The sequence below is a fragment of the Stenotrophomonas lacuserhaii genome (genome assembly GCF_039674585.1).
GTDB lineage: Bacteria > Pseudomonadota > Gammaproteobacteria > Xanthomonadales > Xanthomonadaceae > Stenotrophomonas > Stenotrophomonas pennii_A.
The window spans coordinates 63,080-78,477 of the sequence record NZ_JBDJNU010000014.1; the positions used below are offsets into that span (position 1 = coordinate 63,080).

General features: G+C 64.8%; 13 protein-coding genes and 10 tRNA genes. 3 read left to right on the forward strand and 20 right to left on the reverse strand.

Annotation, left to right across the window (positions count from 1 at the left end; genetic code table 11):
• Positions 1-16: 16 nt before the first annotated feature.
• From ABE522_RS07935 to ABE522_RS07980, 10 genes are all read right to left on the reverse strand, one after another.
• A tRNA-Asp gene (locus ABE522_RS07935) sits at positions 17-93 on the reverse strand.
• A gap of 106 nt (positions 94-199) precedes the next feature.
• A tRNA-Asp gene (locus ABE522_RS07940) sits at positions 200-276 on the reverse strand.
• An 86-nt stretch (positions 277-362) separates the two neighbouring features.
• A tRNA-Asp gene (locus ABE522_RS07945) sits at positions 363-439 on the reverse strand.
• Positions 440-465: 26 nt separating this feature from the next.
• Positions 466-540: transfer RNA gene (locus ABE522_RS07950), tRNA-Val, on the reverse strand.
• Positions 541-551: 11 nt separating this feature from the next.
• On the reverse strand, positions 552-824 hold the full coding sequence (locus ABE522_RS07955) for an HU family DNA-binding protein (protein ID WP_042613351.1): 273 nt from the start codon (positions 822-824) through the stop codon (positions 552-554).
• Positions 825-1,028: 204 nt separating this feature from the next.
• On the reverse strand, positions 1,029-3,491 hold the full coding sequence (gene lon / locus ABE522_RS07960; RefSeq protein WP_346591223.1) for an endopeptidase La: 2,463 nt from the start codon (positions 3,489-3,491) through the stop codon (positions 1,029-1,031).
• A gap of 142 nt (positions 3,492-3,633) precedes the next feature.
• On the reverse strand, positions 3,634-4,923 hold the full coding sequence (gene clpX, locus ABE522_RS07965) for an ATP-dependent Clp protease ATP-binding subunit ClpX (RefSeq protein ID WP_042613349.1): 1,290 nt from the start codon (positions 4,921-4,923) through the stop codon (positions 3,634-3,636).
• 126 nt (positions 4,924-5,049) lie between these two features.
• Positions 5,050-5,676, reverse strand: coding sequence for an ATP-dependent Clp endopeptidase proteolytic subunit ClpP (gene clpP, locus ABE522_RS07970; RefSeq protein WP_042613348.1), 627 nt, complete (start codon positions 5,674-5,676; stop codon positions 5,050-5,052).
• 70 nt (positions 5,677-5,746) lie between these two features.
• Positions 5,747-7,042, reverse strand: a complete 1,296-nt coding sequence (gene tig / locus ABE522_RS07975) for a trigger factor (RefSeq protein ID WP_346591224.1) — start codon at positions 7,040-7,042, stop codon at positions 5,747-5,749.
• A gap of 195 nt (positions 7,043-7,237) precedes the next feature.
• A tRNA-Leu gene (locus tag ABE522_RS07980) sits at positions 7,238-7,324 on the reverse strand.
• A 155-nt stretch (positions 7,325-7,479) separates the two neighbouring features.
• Between ABE522_RS07980 and ABE522_RS07985 the strand changes: the two genes are divergently transcribed.
• Positions 7,480-8,697: a GAF domain-containing sensor histidine kinase gene (locus ABE522_RS07985; RefSeq protein ID WP_346591225.1), complete on the forward strand. Its 1,218-nt coding sequence runs from the start codon at positions 7,480-7,482 to the stop codon at positions 8,695-8,697.
• Between the two features lie 276 nt (positions 8,698-8,973).
• Here ABE522_RS07985 and ABE522_RS07990 read toward each other — a convergent pair.
• The 3 genes from ABE522_RS07990 to ABE522_RS08000 form a co-directional block, all read right to left on the reverse strand.
• A tRNA-Lys gene (locus tag ABE522_RS07990) sits at positions 8,974-9,049 on the reverse strand.
• A 127-nt stretch (positions 9,050-9,176) separates the two neighbouring features.
• Positions 9,177-9,252 (reverse strand) — tRNA-Lys (locus ABE522_RS07995).
• A gap of 82 nt (positions 9,253-9,334) precedes the next feature.
• Positions 9,335-9,411: transfer RNA gene (locus ABE522_RS08000), tRNA-His, on the reverse strand.
• Positions 9,412-9,748: 337 nt separating this feature from the next.
• On the opposite strand from ABE522_RS08000, the gene ABE522_RS08005 reads away from it, so the two are divergent.
• The gene (locus ABE522_RS08005) at positions 9,749-10,168 is read left to right on the forward strand and encodes a hypothetical protein (RefSeq protein WP_346591226.1); all 420 of its coding nucleotides are present in this window, start codon (positions 9,749-9,751) and stop codon (positions 10,166-10,168) included.
• A 27-nt stretch (positions 10,169-10,195) separates the two neighbouring features.
• Here ABE522_RS08005 and ABE522_RS08010 read toward each other — a convergent pair whose 3' ends face one another.
• The 4 genes from ABE522_RS08010 to ABE522_RS08025 form a co-directional block, all read right to left on the reverse strand.
• Positions 10,196-10,381, reverse strand: coding sequence for a hypothetical protein (locus ABE522_RS08010; RefSeq protein ID WP_346591227.1), 186 nt, complete (start codon positions 10,379-10,381; stop codon positions 10,196-10,198).
• Positions 10,382-10,415: 34 nt separating this feature from the next.
• The gene (locus ABE522_RS08015; protein ID WP_346591228.1) at positions 10,416-10,604 is read right to left on the reverse strand and encodes a hypothetical protein; all 189 of its coding nucleotides are present in this window, start codon (positions 10,602-10,604) and stop codon (positions 10,416-10,418) included.
• Between the two features lie 307 nt (positions 10,605-10,911).
• Positions 10,912-10,988, reverse strand: a tRNA-Arg gene (locus ABE522_RS08020).
• Between the two features lie 39 nt (positions 10,989-11,027).
• A tRNA-Pro gene (locus tag ABE522_RS08025) sits at positions 11,028-11,104 on the reverse strand.
• A gap of 230 nt (positions 11,105-11,334) precedes the next feature.
• Between ABE522_RS08025 and ABE522_RS08030 the strand changes: the two genes are divergently transcribed.
• Positions 11,335-12,105, forward strand: a complete 771-nt coding sequence (locus tag ABE522_RS08030; protein WP_346591229.1) for a Bax inhibitor-1/YccA family protein — start codon at positions 11,335-11,337, stop codon at positions 12,103-12,105.
• Between the two features lie 239 nt (positions 12,106-12,344).
• Here ABE522_RS08030 and ABE522_RS08035 read toward each other — a convergent pair whose 3' ends face one another.
• From ABE522_RS08035 to ABE522_RS08045, 3 genes are all read right to left on the reverse strand, one after another.
• A complete protein-coding gene (locus ABE522_RS08035) occupies positions 12,345-13,259 on the reverse strand; it encodes a LysR family transcriptional regulator (protein WP_346591230.1) in 915 nt (304 codons plus the stop codon).
• 50 nt (positions 13,260-13,309) lie between these two features.
• A complete protein-coding gene (locus ABE522_RS08040) occupies positions 13,310-14,029 on the reverse strand; it encodes a cysteine hydrolase family protein (protein ID WP_346591231.1) in 720 nt (239 codons plus the stop codon).
• A gap of 176 nt (positions 14,030-14,205) precedes the next feature.
• The gene (locus tag ABE522_RS08045) at positions 14,206-15,210 is read right to left on the reverse strand and encodes an isocitrate dehydrogenase (protein WP_346591232.1); all 1,005 of its coding nucleotides are present in this window, start codon (positions 15,208-15,210) and stop codon (positions 14,206-14,208) included.
• Positions 15,211-15,398 lie beyond the last annotated feature (188 nt).

Genomic DNA, 15,398 nt, shown 5'->3' on the forward strand with positions numbered 1-15,398 from the left:
AGGGGCTCTTCAATCGTGGCGGAGCGGACGGGACTCGAACCCGCGACCTCCGGCGTGACAGGCCAGCATTCTAACCAGCTGAACTACCGCTCCGCGTTGAAACTTTGCAGGCGCTCATTCTATCCGAAGATGGTCTGATTGCCCAGCCTCATGAACACTTTTTTTAGAAGTTTTTCACGAGGTGTTACCAAATCTGCAGTGGCGGAGCGGACGGGACTCGAACCCGCGACCTCCGGCGTGACAGGCCAGCATTCTAACCAGCTGAACTACCGCTCCGTGCTGCAAAACTTTTTGTCTTCCCCGCCGCCGCAGCGGTGGAGAAAACAAAGCCCCCGGAATGAACCCGGAGGCCTCGTTGAAAATGGCGGAGCGGACGGGACTCGAACCCGCGACCTCCGGCGTGACAGGCCAGCATTCTAACCAGCTGAACTACCGCTCCACATTTCAAACTTTACCGCGGTGCTGTGGTGGGTGCTGAGGGTTTCGAACCCCCGACCCTCTCCGTGTAAAGGAGACGCTCTACCGCTGAGCTAAGCACCCCAGCGAGCCGCTTAGTTTACAGCATCCTTCAGGGCCTTACCAGCCTTGAACGACGGATTCTTCGAAGCAGCGATCGCGATGGTGTCGCCGGTCTTCGGGTTGCGGCCGGTGCGGGCAGCGCGGTCACGGACCTGGAAGGTGCCAAAGCCGACCAGCGTCACAGCGTCACCGCTCTTCAGTGCCTTGGTGACGGCAGCAACGACGGCATCGACAGCGCGAGCGGACTCTGCCTTGGTCAGGTCAGCGGTCTCGGCAACGGCGTCGATCAATTCGGTCTTGTTCATTCTCTACAGCTCCTTATTGCGGGGGACCCGCGGATTAGCCAGGGAAGCCATCGTTGCGTGCAGCACGCACGACGGCAAATCGGTTCGGTTCAGCGAATTGGATGCAGCTGATTCGCGAGTGCTGCTTTTATACCAGTGGCCCTACACCCGCGCAAGCCGAAAACCCAGCAATGACGCGGGTTTCGGCCGTTTGCGGTACGCGCTTCAGTGCTTGACGCGCGTTGCGGAAGGTGTCTTGGCTTTGCTGCGAACAGTGACGCGCTGCGCAGTCTTACGGGACTTCTTCGGCGTCAGCGGACGCTCCAGGGCCAGGTCGAGCACCTGCTCGATGTACTTCACCGGGATGATGTCGATGTCACGCGTGACGTTGGCGGGGATGTCGGCAAGATCCTTGCGGTTCTCCTCCGGGATGATCACCGTGCGGATACCGCCACGCAGTGCCGCCAGCAACTTCTCCTTCAAGCCACCAATGGCCGTCACGCGGCCGCGCAGGGTGATCTCGCCGGTCATCGCCACGTCGGCGCGCACCGGCACCTTGGTCAGGATGGACACCAGCGAGGTGACCATCGCCGCGCCGGCGCTGGGACCGTCCTTGGGGGTGGCACCATCGGGCACGTGCACGTGCACGTCCTGCTTCTGCAGGAACGCGGCATCGATGCCGAACTGCACCGCGCGCGAGCGCACCACCGACAGCGCTGCCGAGGCGGACTCCTTCATCACGTTGCCCAGCTGGCCGGTCAGGATCAGCTGTCCCTTGCCGGGGACCAGCGTGGACTCGATCTGCAGCAGGTCGCCGCCGACTTCGGTCCATGCCAGGCCCGTCACCAGGCCGATCTCGTTCTCTTCTTCGGCGCGGCCGAAGTCGAAGCGACGCACGCCCAGGTACTTGTCCACGTTGCTGCCGTCCACCGTCACCAGCGCGCCCTTCTTCGCCTTCCTGCCCTTCACCGCCTTCGGCTTGGGCAGGCCGGCCGGACCGGCCAGCGCGATCTCCTTGACCACCTTGCGGCAGATCTTGGCGATTTCGCGCTCAAGGCTGCGCACGCCGGATTCGCGCGTGTAGTAGCGCACGATGTCCTGGATGGCGGCGCCGTCGATTTCCAGCTCTTCCGGCTTCAGGCCGGCCGCCTTGATCTGCTTGGGCACCAGGTAGCGCATGGCGATGTTGAGCTTCTCGTCCTCGGTATAGCCGGGGATGCGGATCACTTCCATGCGGTCCAGCAGCGGGCCGGGAATGTTCAGCGAATTGGACGTGGCCACGAACATCACTTCGGACAGGTCCAGGTCCACTTCCAGGTAGTGGTCGTTGAAGGAGTTGTTCTGCTCCGGATCCAGCACTTCCAGCAGCGCCGACGACGGATCGCCGCGGAAGTCCATCGACATCTTGTCGATCTCATCAAGCAGGAACAGCGCGTTCTTGCTGCCCACCTTGTTGAGGTTCTGCACGATGCGGCCCGGCATCGAGCCGACGTAGGTGCGACGGTGGCCGCGGATCTCGGCCTCGTCGCGCACGCCACCCAGGCTCATGCGCACGAACTTGCGGTTGGTCGCCTTGGCGATGGACTGGCCCAGCGAGGTCTTGCCCACGCCCGGCGGTCCGACCAGGCACAGGATCGGGCCCTTCATCTGCTTCACGCGCGACTGCACCGCCAGGTATTCCAGGATGCGGTCCTTGACCTTCTCCAGGCCGTAATGGTCGGCGTCCAGGGTGTCCTGGGCGACCTTCAGGTCCTTGCGCACCTTGGTGCGCTTCTTCCATGGCACGCCCAGGATCCAGTCCAGGTAGTTGCGCACCACCGCCGCTTCGGCGGACATCGGCGACATCTGCTTGAGCTTGGTCAGTTCGGCCTTGGCCTTGGTTTCCACCGGCTTGGGCATGCCCGCTTCGGCGATCTTGCGGGCCAGCTCTTCCAGCTCGCCCGGTGCATCGTCCAGGTCACCCAGTTCTTTCTGGATGGCCTTCATCTGTTCGTTGAGGTAGTACTCGCGCTGGCTCTTTTCCATCTGCGACTTCACGCGGCCGCGGATGCGCTTTTCCATCTGCTGTACGTCGATCTCGCCATCGACCAGGCCCACCAGCATCTCCAGGCGCTCGCCCACCGGCAGCACTTCCAGCAGGCGCTGCTTGTCTGCCAGGCGCACGCTGATGTGCGCGGCGATGGTGTCGGCCAGGCGCGCGGGTTCTTCGATGCCGGCCAGGGTCTGCAGCAGCTCCGGCGGCAGCTTGCGATTGGTCTTGACGTACTGTTCGAACAGCGACATCAGCGAACGCGCGATCGCCTCGATCTCGCGCGGCTCGCGGCCGTCCTCGGCCTGGATTTCCTCGGCGGTGCCCTGCAGCGCGCCATCGCGCTCGCCGACCTGGCTGACCTGTACGCGCGACAGGCCCTCCACCAGCACCTTGATGGTGCCGTCGGGCAGCTTCAGCAGCTGCAGCACCTGGGCCAGGGTACCCACCTGGTAGAGGTCGGCTTCCTGCGGATCGTCGGTCTCGGCCGACTTCTGCGCCAGCAGCAGGATGCGCTTGTCCGCTTCCATCGCTTTTTCCAGCGCATGCATGGACTTGTCACGGCCGACGAACAGCGGGATGACCATGTGCGGGAACACCACCACGTCACGCAGCGGCAGTACCGGCAGGTCGAGAGTCTCAGTTGGGGAACGGGCCATGGGGGCTCCAGGAAGGGGGAATACGCCTCTCCGGCTCCAGCGGGGCCAGAGACAAAAAAGCCGATGGCCCCGTTATGGGGCCATCGGCGCAAGGATGCAAGACGCTGCTAAAAAATACTTTCAAATCAATCGATTGAAAGAATCATTCAGCGCCAGCGGCCTTCTGTTCAGGTGCTGGCGGGGTCTGGTAGATCAGGTACGGTTCGGACTTGTGTTCGATGACCGATTCGTCCACCACCACCTTGCTGACGTTCTCCTGTGAGGGGAGCTCGTACATGGTGTCCAGCAGCACCGATTCCACGATGGTGCGCAGGCCACGGGCGCCGGTCTTGCGCTTGAGCGCCTTGCGGGCAATGGCGGCCAACGCGTCGGGACGGAACTCCAGCTCGACGTTTTCCATCTCGAACAGCTTCTTGAACTGCTTGGTGATGGCGTTCTTCGGCTCGGTCAGGATGGTGATCAGCGCCGCTTCGTCCAGCTCTTCAAGGGTCGCGACCACCGGCAGGCGGCCCACGAACTCCGGAATCAGGCCGAACTTGATCAGGTCTTCCGGTTCCACTTCCGCCAGCAGCTTGCCGATCTCCTGCTTGCGCTCGGACGACTTCACCTTCGCACCGAACCCGATACCACCCGATTCGGTGGACCGCTGCTGGATCACCTTGTCCAGGCCGGCAAACGCACCGCCGCAGATGAACAGGATGTTCTTGGTGTCCACCTGCAGGAATTCCTGCTGCGGATGCTTGCGTCCACCCTGCGGCGGAACGCTGGCCACGGTGCCTTCGATCAGCTTCAACAGGGCCTGCTGCACGCCTTCGCCGGACACATCGCGGGTGATCGACGGGTTCTCGCTCTTGCGCGAGATCTTGTCGATTTCATCGATGTAGACGATGCCCTGCTGTGCCTTCTCGACGTCGTAGTCGCACTTCTGCAGCAGCTTCTGGATGATGTTCTCCACGTCCTCGCCCACGTAACCGGCTTCGGTCAGCGTGGTGGCGTCGGCCATGGTGAACGGCACGTTGAGCAGGCGGGCCAGGGTTTCGGCCAGCAGCGTCTTGCCCGAACCGGTCGGACCGACCAGCAGGATGTTCGACTTGGCCAGTTCGACCTCGTCGTTCTTCTGCCGGCTCTCGATGCGCTTGTAATGGTTGTACACGGCCACGGCAAGCGTGCGCTTGGCGCGCTTCTGGCCGATCACGTACTGGTCCAGGACTTCGAGGATCTCACGCGGCTTGGGCAGCGAACTGCGCGCCGACTGTGCTTTTTCCTCGAGCTCTTCACGGATGATGTCGTTGCACAGCTCCACGCATTCATCGCAGATGAACACGCTTGGACCGGCAATGAGCTTGCGCACCTCGTGCTGGCTCTTGCCGCAGAAGGAGCAGTAAAGGATCTTGCCGCTGTCCGTGGAACGACCTTGTCGGTCTTCGCTCATGCTTCGCTTACCTGGTTACCCCACCCGTTCGACGGGGGTTCAATTCGAGAATAACACAGGGCCGAGAGGGCACCAGCCCTGCCCGGCCCTGCTTGTCCAGTCGGAAAACCGACCGTTCTGCTGTCATCAACCCGCCTGGATCGACTCTTCCGGGCGACGCTCAAGGACCTGATCGACCAGTCCGTAAGCCTGTGCTTCGACGGCGCTCTTGAAATTATCGCGCTCGGTGTCGCGGGCGATCGTTTCCAGCGACTGGCCGGTGTGCTTGGCGAGGATCTCGTTCAGGCGCGCACGCAGGGTCAGGATCTCGCGGGCATGGATGTCGATATCGGTCGCCTGGCCCTGGAAGCCACCCAGCGGCTGATGGATCATCACGCGCGAATTCGGCAGCGCATACCGCTTGCCAGCCGCGCCCGATGCCAGCAGCAGGGCGCCCATCGAGGCGGCCTGGCCGACGCAGATGGTGGCCACGTCCGGCTTGATGTACTGCATGGTGTCGTAGATCGCCATGCCGGCGGTGACCACGCCACCGGGCGAGTTGATGTAGATGCTGATGTCCTTTTCCGGGTTTTCCGCTTCCAGGAACAGCAACTGCGCCACCACCACGTTGGCCATGTGATCGTCGATCGGGCCCACGAGGAAGATCAGGCGCTCTTTCAACAGGCGCGAGTAGATGTCATAGGCGCGCTCGCCGCGGGCGGTCTGCTCGACCACCATCGGAACCAGATTGAGGGCTTTGGTTCGGTTGTCCATATCGTGAGGCACCTGTGTTGGGGGGAACTCCCCCGCGCCCTGGGGCGCGGGGTCTGGCGTTTTGCAGGACTCAGCCGCGGATCGCGTCCTGGAAGGACAGCGTTTCCTCGGTGTGCTGGGCGCGCTCGGCGATCCAGTCGATCACCTGCTCTTCCATCACGCGGTTCTGCAGACCCGACATGAGCTGGGGGTCGTTGCGGTACATCTCAATGACCTGCTCCGGCTCTTCGTAGGTCGAAGCAATCAGGCGCATGGTTTCATTCAGGCGCTTCGGCTCCAGCTTCAGGTCGTTGATGCGGGCCACTTCGCCGACCAGCAGGCCGACCAGCACGCGCTTGGCAGCGGCGTCCTTGAAGCCTTCATGGGCGTCAGCCGGCACCTGGCCCGGGTCGCGGCCATTGCGACGAAGCTGTTCGATCTGCTGGGCCAGCATCGCACGGGCTTCGTTTTCCACCAGGCGCGGCGGCAGCTCGACCGCGCTGTAGGCGGCAATCAGCTGCTCGCCGACTTCGCGACGCAGGCGGTTCATCAGGGCGCCCTTGAGCTCGCGCTCCAGGTTGGCGCGGATGTCCTTGCGGAACTGCTCCACATCGCCTGCCTTGACGCCGAAGCTCTTGATGAAGGCGTCGTCCACTTCCGGCAGCGACTCTTCGGACACTTCGGTGACCTTGACGGTGACCTGCACGGTCTTGCCGGCCAGCGCTTCAACGCGCCAATCGGCCGGGAACTCGACATCCAGGGTCTTTTCTTCACCCTTGGCCAGGCCGACCAGGCCCTTCTCGATGGTTTCGAACATCATGTTCTGGCCGATGACGATCGTGCCCTTTTCGGTCCCTTCGGCCGGCAGGCGCTGGTCGCCAGCCTGGGAGAAGGTTTCCAGCGCGACCAGGTCGCCTTCCTGCGCGCCACGGCTGACCGGGGTCCAGGTGCGACGCTGCTGGCGCAGGTTTTCGATCATCTGGTCGATGTCGGCATCGCCGATTTCGGCCACGTGGCGGACCACGCTCAGCTTGGAGACGTCGATTTCGCCGAACTCCGGCACCAGCTCGACGGTGGCCACGAACGACAGTTCGCCCTGCTCACCCTTGTCGATGCGCGGGCTGCCGACCACGCGCAGGGCGTGCTCACGGATGGCCGCGTCGAAGGTTTCGCGCAGCAGGCCGTCGACGGCTTCGCCACGGACCTGCGCACCGAAGCGCTGCTCGATCACCTTGGCCGGCACCTTGCCCGGGCGGAAACCCTTGATGCGCGTGGTGCGGGCGATTTCGCCCAGACGCCCGCTGATATGGGTGTTGAGGCGATCTTCCGGCAGCGAGAAGCTCAGGCGGCGTTCCAGGTTGCCGGTGGATTCGATCGAAGCTTGCATGTTGACTCCTGCCACCGGCGGCCCTGCTGGCCCCCGGTTCGATGTGATGGACGAAACGGTTGTTCGGACGCGACGGTGTTGACACGCATGCCCGCCGCAGCCCTTTAGTTTGGACGATAACGGGCGGCACTGCCAGCGGGGGCCGGTCAGGCGGGCGCACGCGTGAAAGCGCGGCTGGCAGGGGCGGCCGGACCATGGTGCGAAAGGGGGGACTCGAACCCCCACGCCGGTTAAGGCACTGGAACCTAAATCCAGGGCGTCTACCAATTCCGCCACTTTCGCTGGTCTAGCCCGGTATTGTCGCAGGCGCGGGGCGGTCTTGGGTAGGTCGGGCACGATGCAGCGGAGCGGCATGGCCTAGAATGCACCGGAGGCCCGGCGCGCCACATCCTCCACAACGCCAGCCTGAACCCGCCCGCCGAGGAGGCGAGCACCGCATGCAGCAATCCGCCGCCGCCCCGCTGGGCGCAGACATCGTCCAGGACATCGCCGAAATCGGTGCCATCGCGGCGGTGCCGCGGATCCTGGAAACCGTGGCCCATATCACCGGCTCGCGTTTTGCCGCCGTGGCCCGGGTCACTGACAGCCACTGGGTCGCTTGCGCAACTTACGACACACTCGGCTTCGGCCTGGGCGTGGGTGGACAGCTGGTTCTGGAAAGCACCATCTGCAACGAGATCCGGAACGCGCCACAACCGGTGATTTTCGGGCACGCCAGCGAGCACCCCCATTACGCCACCCACCACACCCCGCGCCTGTACGGGTTGGAAAGCTACGTATCGGTGCCGATCTTCCGCCCCGACGGAAGCTTCTTCGGCACCCTGTGCGCCATCGATTCGGCGCCGGCCACGTTCGATGAAGTCCAGGTGGTGCGCTCGCTGGAACTGTTCGCCGAACTCATCGGCAACTACCTGCACACCGAACAGCGGCTGCAGCAGGCGGTCGCCGACCTGACCGCCGCCAACGACACCGCCGTGCTGCGCGAGCAGTTCATCGCGGTGCTGGGCCATGACCTGCGCAGCCCCCTGCAGGCAGCCAGCATGGCGACGGAAATGCTTGAGCTTGAACCGCACACCGAACGTGGCGGCATGCTGCTGACGCGGGTGCGCGACAGCATCACCCGCATCGATGGCCTGGTGAAGGACGTACTGGACTTCGCCCGTGGCCGGCTTGGCGGCGGCATCCCGGTGGCGCTCACCCATGATGCCAACGTGGCCGCGCAACTGATGCGGGTGGTGCACGAAGTGGCCGGCGCGACCGGGCGCAATGACATCATCGCGACCATCGCGGTGGATGCGCCGTTGCTGTGTGATGCCAACCGCCTGTCGCAGCTGCTGGCCAACCTGCTGACCAACGCGGCGGTGCACGGCGCGGCGGACCAACCGATCACGCTGGATATCCAAACCGACGCCAATGGGTTGGTGCTGCAGGTCCACAACGGCGGCGCGATCGCACCGGACAAGCTGGGCAAGCTGTTCACCCCGTTCTCCCGCGAGGCCGGCGACCAGCCACGCCCTGGGCTGGGACTGGGGCTGTATATCGCCGCGGAAATCGCCAAGGCGCACCACGGCACGCTGTCGGTGGAATCCGATGCCGCGCAGGGGACGCGCTTCGTGTTCGCCATGCCGGCCATTCCGCTCGCGCTGGCAGGCTGAGTCGCACCGCGCAGAAACAGACAAGAAAAAAGCCACCAAGCGCTTGCTTGGTGGCTTCTGTCTGGTGGGGTACACGGCCGCGCATGCGCGCTGCCGCCCCCACGCTTCGCTGCGCGAAACGCGGGCCCCTCTTATCAGCCCGCCAGATCCCCGCGCCTTCGGCGCGCCCCCTTGACTCAAGGGGGCTCTACTCCAGGAACCCTTCGTCGCTTGCAACCAACGCAGGAATCGCACGCAAGAAAAAAGCCACCAAGCGTGTGCTCGGTGGCTTCTGTCTGGTGGGCCGTCAAGGATTCGAACCTTGGACCTATTGATTAAGAGTCAACTGCTCTACCAACTGAGCTAACGGCCCGAAAATCGGGAGGCGAATTATGACGCGATCGCGATGCGTCCTGCAAGCCTTTTTTTCGAAGGTGATGCCATGCGCGTCATCCGGGGCAAGAAAAAAGCCACCAAGCATGTGCTTGGTGGCTTCTGTCTGGTGGGCCGTCAAGGATTCGAACCTTGGACCTATTGATTAAGAGTCAACTGCTCTACCAACTGAGCTAACGGCCCTAAAAACTAGACGGATACTTTAAGCTGCATCGCGTCTTTCTGCAACGGCTGGTCTGCTTTCGGCTGACCCGCCTTGAATCAGTGGGGTGGCTGAGGGGATTCGAACCCCCGACCACCGGAATCACAATCCGGTACTCTAACCGACTGAGCTACAGCCACCACTGAAACGTCGGACCCAGCAGCATCGATTGCCTGCCCCTGGAACCTTGATTTCTGCCCTGCACCGCGCCGAAAAGCCACGAATGCCGAAGCAAGTCCGCTATTTTTACGGAGTCGCCCCGGAATTGCAAGCAGTTCTTCACGCATCGGTCTTCGTCCGTTCGGCAGGGCGGAAGCGGCTGACGGCGACGGGCTGCGGCGGCTGGCGCTCCGATGGACCGTACCCGCCCTTCCCCGCCCCGCGCCGCCGCGCCCGTTGGACAACGAGCCGTGGATCGCTGGAGCCGCCGCGTGGTCCATGGCAGCGTGAGTTGTCCATGGCCTGAGTCCGCTGCCGATGAGTACCTGCTTTCGCCCTGTCCGCATCCACACGCAGCTGCACCCGACCCCACGCCTGCCGCCTCGCCAACCGCCCGATGACGGCGTGCCGCAATGCGCGCTGTCCTTCCGCGCCAGCGCTCCGGCGGGTTGGTGGCTGACCCGGATGCTGCTGCAGTCCAACGAGCTGGATCGCCTGATTGGTGACCTGCAGCATCAACAGCGCATCTTGCCGGATGACACCACGCAGCCATGGCGGCGCCCCGGGTGGCTGGAAGCGTCGCTACCGCTGGGGCTGGCGCGCGGCGAATACGACGCGATGATCCAGGCCCTGAGCGCCCGACGCGCGGACCTGCGGCGGACCTACCTGCCGCTGATGACCGCCATGAGCGCGGGCAAGCCGGTCCCGCTGGCGGTGGCTGCGATCATCGCCTGCTGACCCGCCAGCGATGGTGGATACCGGCATTCAGACCGCGCCGCGCAGGGCGTCGCGCGCGGTGTCCACCCGTTCCCGTCCGAGCAGCAGCAGTTCGTCCACCAGCGTGTCGCCGGGCGGCACGTCGGCGGCGGCGTCATGGGTCTTGGCCTGCGCCTTCTGCAGGGTCTGCAGCACCGCGCCGAGTCCGCGCAGCTTGCGGTCGGCCAGGCGCACATCACAACGCCAGGCGTCGGCGGCGGCACAGGAGTCATGGCACGGCGTTGTGCGCAACCGCTGCTGCATCGATGGCAGCATGCTCCGGCATGCAGGCCGGCTGCACGCCTTCCTGTGCGATGAGGATCGCTTCCAGCCGCGATACGAAGCGCGGCGGCAGGTTGTGGATGGCTTCGCCGATCAACGCGTACAGGCGCGTGCCGGCATCCAGCCGTGGCGACATCGAAGACCTCGCATGGCTTGAAACCACCTGCGCCTGGGCGCGAGGTGGCGGGCGATGCGGGTTGGAGTACCGGCAAGCATGTCTATCAAGAAAAACCGGCGGATTGAACTGACCCCCGCACATCGCCCGCCATTTAACCGACGAGGCGATGCATTCTCCGCCGTGCCCGAAGGCCACAACAGTGTGCAGATAGACATGACTTGATCGGGACTCCAATCCCGGCCGACCCATGGGCCAGCAAGGGCATGGTGCGCAGGCGGGCACAGGCATCCATCAGAAAAACGGGAAACTTCGGCACTGACCTGAATGGCGCGCCCGACAGGAATCGAACCTGTAACCGCCGGCTTAGAAGGCCGGTGCTCTATCCAGTTGAGCTACGGGCGCCCGAACCGGTGGACCAACCCGCTCCAACAGGGCGATGGTTGGTCGGGGTAGAGGGATTCGAACCCCCGACATCCTGCTCCCAAAGCAGGCGCGCTACCAGACTGCGCTATACCCCGGCGATGCTTGCTGCCAGGGCGGGGCCCTCGAGCAGACGGGAATTGTGAACACCCGGCCCCGGTTCTGTCAAACCTGCGCGGGGGTGTGTGGGAGCGAGCAAGCTCGCTCCTACGGTGTGGTGGCGAGGCGTGTCCGGGAGCGAACAGGCTCGCCCGCTACGGGGTGCGTTATGCTGGCTGTTGACGGCCGGATGGCCTCCCCCGACCCCTTTTTCGCACGGAGATCGCACATGCGCAGCGGCAACCCGGCTCTTTCCGAGTCCACCTTCCTTGATCTGGGCAGCGGTACCGTTTCCGCCCGCGGCGACCAGGTGATGACCCTCAACGGCACCGTCAACAAGACCGGCCTGCTGTTGCTGCTGACCGTGCTGACCGCGTCGTTCTCGTGGAGCCAGGCACTGGTGACCGGCGGCGAGACGGCCGGTACGTTGTCGTCGGCCGGCATGGGTTACCTGATCGGCGGCGCGTTGGGCGGCTTCGTGCTGGCGCTGGTCACCGTGTTCAAGAAGACCTGGTCGCCGGTCACCGCACCGATGTACGCGCTGGTGGAAGGCCTGTTCCTGGGCGCGATTTCGGCGGTGTTCGAACAGCGCTTCCCGGGCATCGTGTTCCAGGCCGTGCTGGCTACCTTCGGCACCCTGGTGGCGCTGCTGGTGGCGTACCGCAGCGGGCTGATCAAGGCCACCGAAAACTTCAAACTGGGCGTGGTCGCGGCCACTGGCGGCATCGCGCTGCTGTACCTGGCGTCGATCGTGCTGGGGATGTTCGGCATCAACGTGCCGGTGATCCATGAAGCCAGCGGCCTGGGCATCGCCTTCAGCGTGTTCGTGGTGATCGTGGCGGCACTGAACCTGGTACTGGACTTCGATTTCATCGAAAGCGGCGTGCAACAGGGCGCACCGAAGTTCATGGAGTGGTACGGCGCGTTCGGGCTGATGGTGACCCTGGTGTGGCTGTACGTGGAATTCCTGCGCCTGCTGTCGAAGATCCAGCAGCGCTGAGTCGGTGCGGTAGCGCCGGGCCCTGCCCGGCGGTTTTCACTGCTACGTGCGTGATCATTGCTACGCCGAGCATGGCTCGGCGCTACCGGGTGACATCGCGCGCGGATCCGACGCCGCCGGGCGTGGCGCCGTATGACCGGGTGTGACATCGCGCGCGGATCCGACGCCGCCGGGCGTGGCGCCGTATGACCGGGTGTGACATCGCGCGCGGATCCGGTGCCGCCGGGCGTGGCGCCGTATTACCGCGCGTTGATGGACGACTGCAGCGTGGCGTAGTGCGCCTGCAGGTGATCGACCAGCGCGCGCACCTTCGGAGCCAACGCGCGGGCGTGGGGGTAGAGCGCGTAATAGCGGCGCTGGCCGGCGTTCCAGTCCGGCAGCACGCGGATCAGGCGTCCGGCGCGCAGGTCGTCCTGCACGGTGAGTGCGGTGAACAGGGTGATGCCCATGCCGGCCAGCGCAGCGGCGTAAAGCGCTGGCGTTGCATCCACCGCCAGCCGCTGGCCGGCCTCCACTTCAAGCGATGCGCCGCGCGGGCCCTGCAGCTGCCATGGCACCCGTGCGGTAGTCGGACTGAAAGCCAGCAGCGCGTGCTGCGCCAGCTCACTGCCGTGGCGCGGCAGGCCATGCAGGGCCAGGTAGGACGGCGCGGCCACCAGGATGCGGTCGCAGCAGGCCAGTTCGCGCGCCACCATCTGGCTGTCCGGCAGTTCATGGGCAATGCGCAGCACCAGGTCGAAGCCACCACCCACCACGTCCACCAGCTGGTCGTCCGCGCACAGGTCCAGCGATATCTGCGGATGGCGCGACAGGAAGGTGGGCAGCCAGTGGGGAAGTTCCTGGCTGGCGACCACCTGCGGCACACTGATGCGGATACGACCACTCGGCTGCGCCTGCGCGGCACGGGCACGGTTGTCGGCCAGCTCCAACCGGTCCAGCAACTCCACTGATTCGGCGTAGTACTGGCGACCGGCCTCGGTCAACGCGAAACGGCGGCTGTTGCGATCCAGCAGCCGCACGTCCAGATGATCTTCAAGCTGCCGCAGTTGCCGCGACATCGCCGAATGCGTGGTTCCCATGCGCTCGGCGGCGGCGGTGAAACTGCCGGCTTCGACGATGGCACGCAGCGCACGCAATGCGGCGAAATGGTCCATCGTGGGCATGCTCCGGCCAGCGCCCGCGTGCTGCGGGCGCGGCCAGCTTATCAGCGCGCGGCAGTGGCGGCGTGGTCCACCAGGCCGATGATCGCGTCGGTGGTCATGACGTCGCCATAGGTGTCTTCCAGCGTGGCCAGGCTGGCCGCGTGCAGGGTCTTGTGGTCGATGGTCGCGCCGGTGGCCAGTTCCAGGTCACGGGTGGCGGTGGCATCGGAGGACACGATCACCCGGTAACCGCGCGGCGCGGCGGCCGCATCACGGGTGGCACCGGAAACGCAGGCATGGGTCATCAGGCCGGTGACGATCAGCGTATCGATGCCGGCATCCTTCAAGGTCTTGTCCATCACCGCGGCCGAGGCGCCAGCGAACACGCTCACGTTGTCCTTCTGCACCACGGTGTCGCCCGTGCGCGGCTGCATGTCCGGGTGGAACTGCACGGTCTTGCCGCCTTCGGCGAACAGCGGGGCGCCGGCCGGCAGCACGTGCTGGACGTGGATCACGCGGATGCCCTTGGCATCGGCGGCCTTGATCAGCCGACGGGTGTTCTGCAGCGCGCTGGCGCCATCGGGGATCACCATGCGGCCGCCCGGGAAGTACTCGTTCTGGAAATCGATGACGATCACCGCGGTCTTGCCTGCCTGCAGGGCGTCGATCGGGGTAGCACCGGCCATCTGGCGGATGGTGGGATGGGCCGGCTCAGCGGCGGCGACCGGGGCGACGGCGGCCATGCCGATCAGGCTGGCAAGACCGAAAGCTGCAATATTCATGAGGAGGAACCTGGGTTACGGAGAGTGCGGCCATGGTGCCGTGCAGGGTGCGCACCAAGAACCCCCTGTCGCGCACTCCATCTGTGCATGAAACGCACAGATCGTGCGCGCCCCCTCAAACGCAACGAGGCGCCCGAAGGCGCCCCGCTGGTAGTGCATGGCCTTGCCGTCGCCGGTTACAGGCGGCTGGCAATGGCCTGGGCAAAGCTCATCGTGTTGCCGGTGCCGCCCAGGTCGCCGGTCAGCGAATCCTTCGCCTCCATCGTGGCGACGATGGCCTTGCGCAGGCGCTCGGCGTTTTCCGGCTGGCCGATATGGTCCAGCATCTGTGCGGCGGCCAGCAGCAGGGCGCACGGATTGGCCTTGCCCTGGCCGGCGATGTCCGGCGCGGTACCGTGCACGGCTTCGAAGATCGCCGCGTTCTCACCGATGTTGGCACCCGGGGCCAGGCCCAGGCCGCCGACCAGGCCGGCGCACAGGTCGGAGATGATGTCGCCGAACAGGTTGGTGGTGACGATCACATCGAACTGTTCCGGACGCATCACCAACTGCATGCAGCAGTTGTCGACGATCATTTCCTGGAACTCGATGTCCGGGTACTTGGCCGCGACTTCGCGCGCCACGGCCAGGAACAGGCCCGAAGTCGACTTGATGATGTTGGCCTTGTGCACGGCGGTGACCTTCTTGCGGCCGGTGCTGCGGGCCAGTTCGAAGGCATAGCGCACGATGCGCTCGGAGCCCTTGCGGGTGATGCGGGTACCGGAGAACGCGGTCTCGCCGTCGGCCGACACTTCCTGGCCTTCCGCCAGGTAGGCACCTTCGGTGTTTTCGCGCACGGTCACCAGGTTGACGTTGTCGAACCGCGACTTGGTGTTGGGGAAGGTGTGCGCCGGGCGGACATTGGCGTACAGGTCGAAGTGGCGGCGCAGGCTGACGTTGATCGAGGTGAAGCCACCGCCGATCGGGGTGCTCAGCGGGCTCTTCAGGGCGATCTTGTTGCGCGCGATCGACTCCAGCGTGGAAGCCGGCATCAGGTCGCCATGCTTTTCCAGCGCGACCAGGCCGGCGTCGGCGTCTTCGTATTCCAGGCCGGCGTTGAGCTTGTCCAGGACGTACAGCGTAGCGTCCATGATCTCCGGGCCGATGCCATCGCCGCGGATGACCGTGATTTTCTGCGTCATTGATCAAATTTCCGAACAGGGGGAAAAACGCCGTCCGGGGGTGTCCGGTGCACCGGCGCAGGTAAGTTTCAGCCGCAATTATGCCCGAACCGACTACCTGACCCCAAATAGACCATGGTCCCACCCGTGGAAAGCCGCCGAGCATGGCTCGGCGCTACCAGGCGCAGGGCCGGCCGCCTTGGTAGCGC

What these genes read in the sequence shown, in the direction of transcription:
- ABE522_RS07985 (WP_346591225.1), top strand. Translation starts at nt 7,480, where the DNA reads ATGCAGCAATCCGCCGCCGCCCCGCTGGGCGCAGACATCGTCCAGGAC.
- tig (WP_346591224.1), bottom strand. Translation starts at nt 7,042, where the DNA reads ATGCAAGCTTCGATCGAATCCACCGGCAACCTGGAACGCCGCCTGAGC.
- ABE522_RS08045 (WP_346591232.1), bottom strand. Translation starts at nt 15,210, where the DNA reads ATGACGCAGAAAATCACGGTCATCCGCGGCGATGGCATCGGCCCGGAG.
- ABE522_RS08040 (WP_346591231.1), bottom strand. Translation starts at nt 14,029, where the DNA reads ATGAATATTGCAGCTTTCGGTCTTGCCAGCCTGATCGGCATGGCCGCC.
- ABE522_RS08035 (WP_346591230.1), bottom strand. Translation starts at nt 13,259, where the DNA reads ATGGACCATTTCGCCGCATTGCGTGCGCTGCGTGCCATCGTCGAAGCC.
- ABE522_RS08005 (WP_346591226.1), top strand. Translation starts at nt 9,749, where the DNA reads ATGAGTACCTGCTTTCGCCCTGTCCGCATCCACACGCAGCTGCACCCG.
- ABE522_RS07955 (WP_042613351.1), bottom strand. Translation starts at nt 824, where the DNA reads ATGAACAAGACCGAATTGATCGACGCCGTTGCCGAGACCGCTGACCTG.
- ABE522_RS08030 (WP_346591229.1), top strand. Translation starts at nt 11,335, where the DNA reads ATGCGCAGCGGCAACCCGGCTCTTTCCGAGTCCACCTTCCTTGATCTG.
- ABE522_RS08015 (WP_346591228.1), bottom strand. Translation starts at nt 10,604, where the DNA reads ATGTCGCCACGGCTGGATGCCGGCACGCGCCTGTACGCGTTGATCGGC.
- clpP (WP_042613348.1), bottom strand. Translation starts at nt 5,676, where the DNA reads ATGGACAACCGAACCAAAGCCCTCAATCTGGTTCCGATGGTGGTCGAG.
- lon (WP_346591223.1), bottom strand. Translation starts at nt 3,491, where the DNA reads ATGGCCCGTTCCCCAACTGAGACTCTCGACCTGCCGGTACTGCCGCTG.
- clpX (WP_042613349.1), bottom strand. Translation starts at nt 4,923, where the DNA reads ATGAGCGAAGACCGACAAGGTCGTTCCACGGACAGCGGCAAGATCCTT.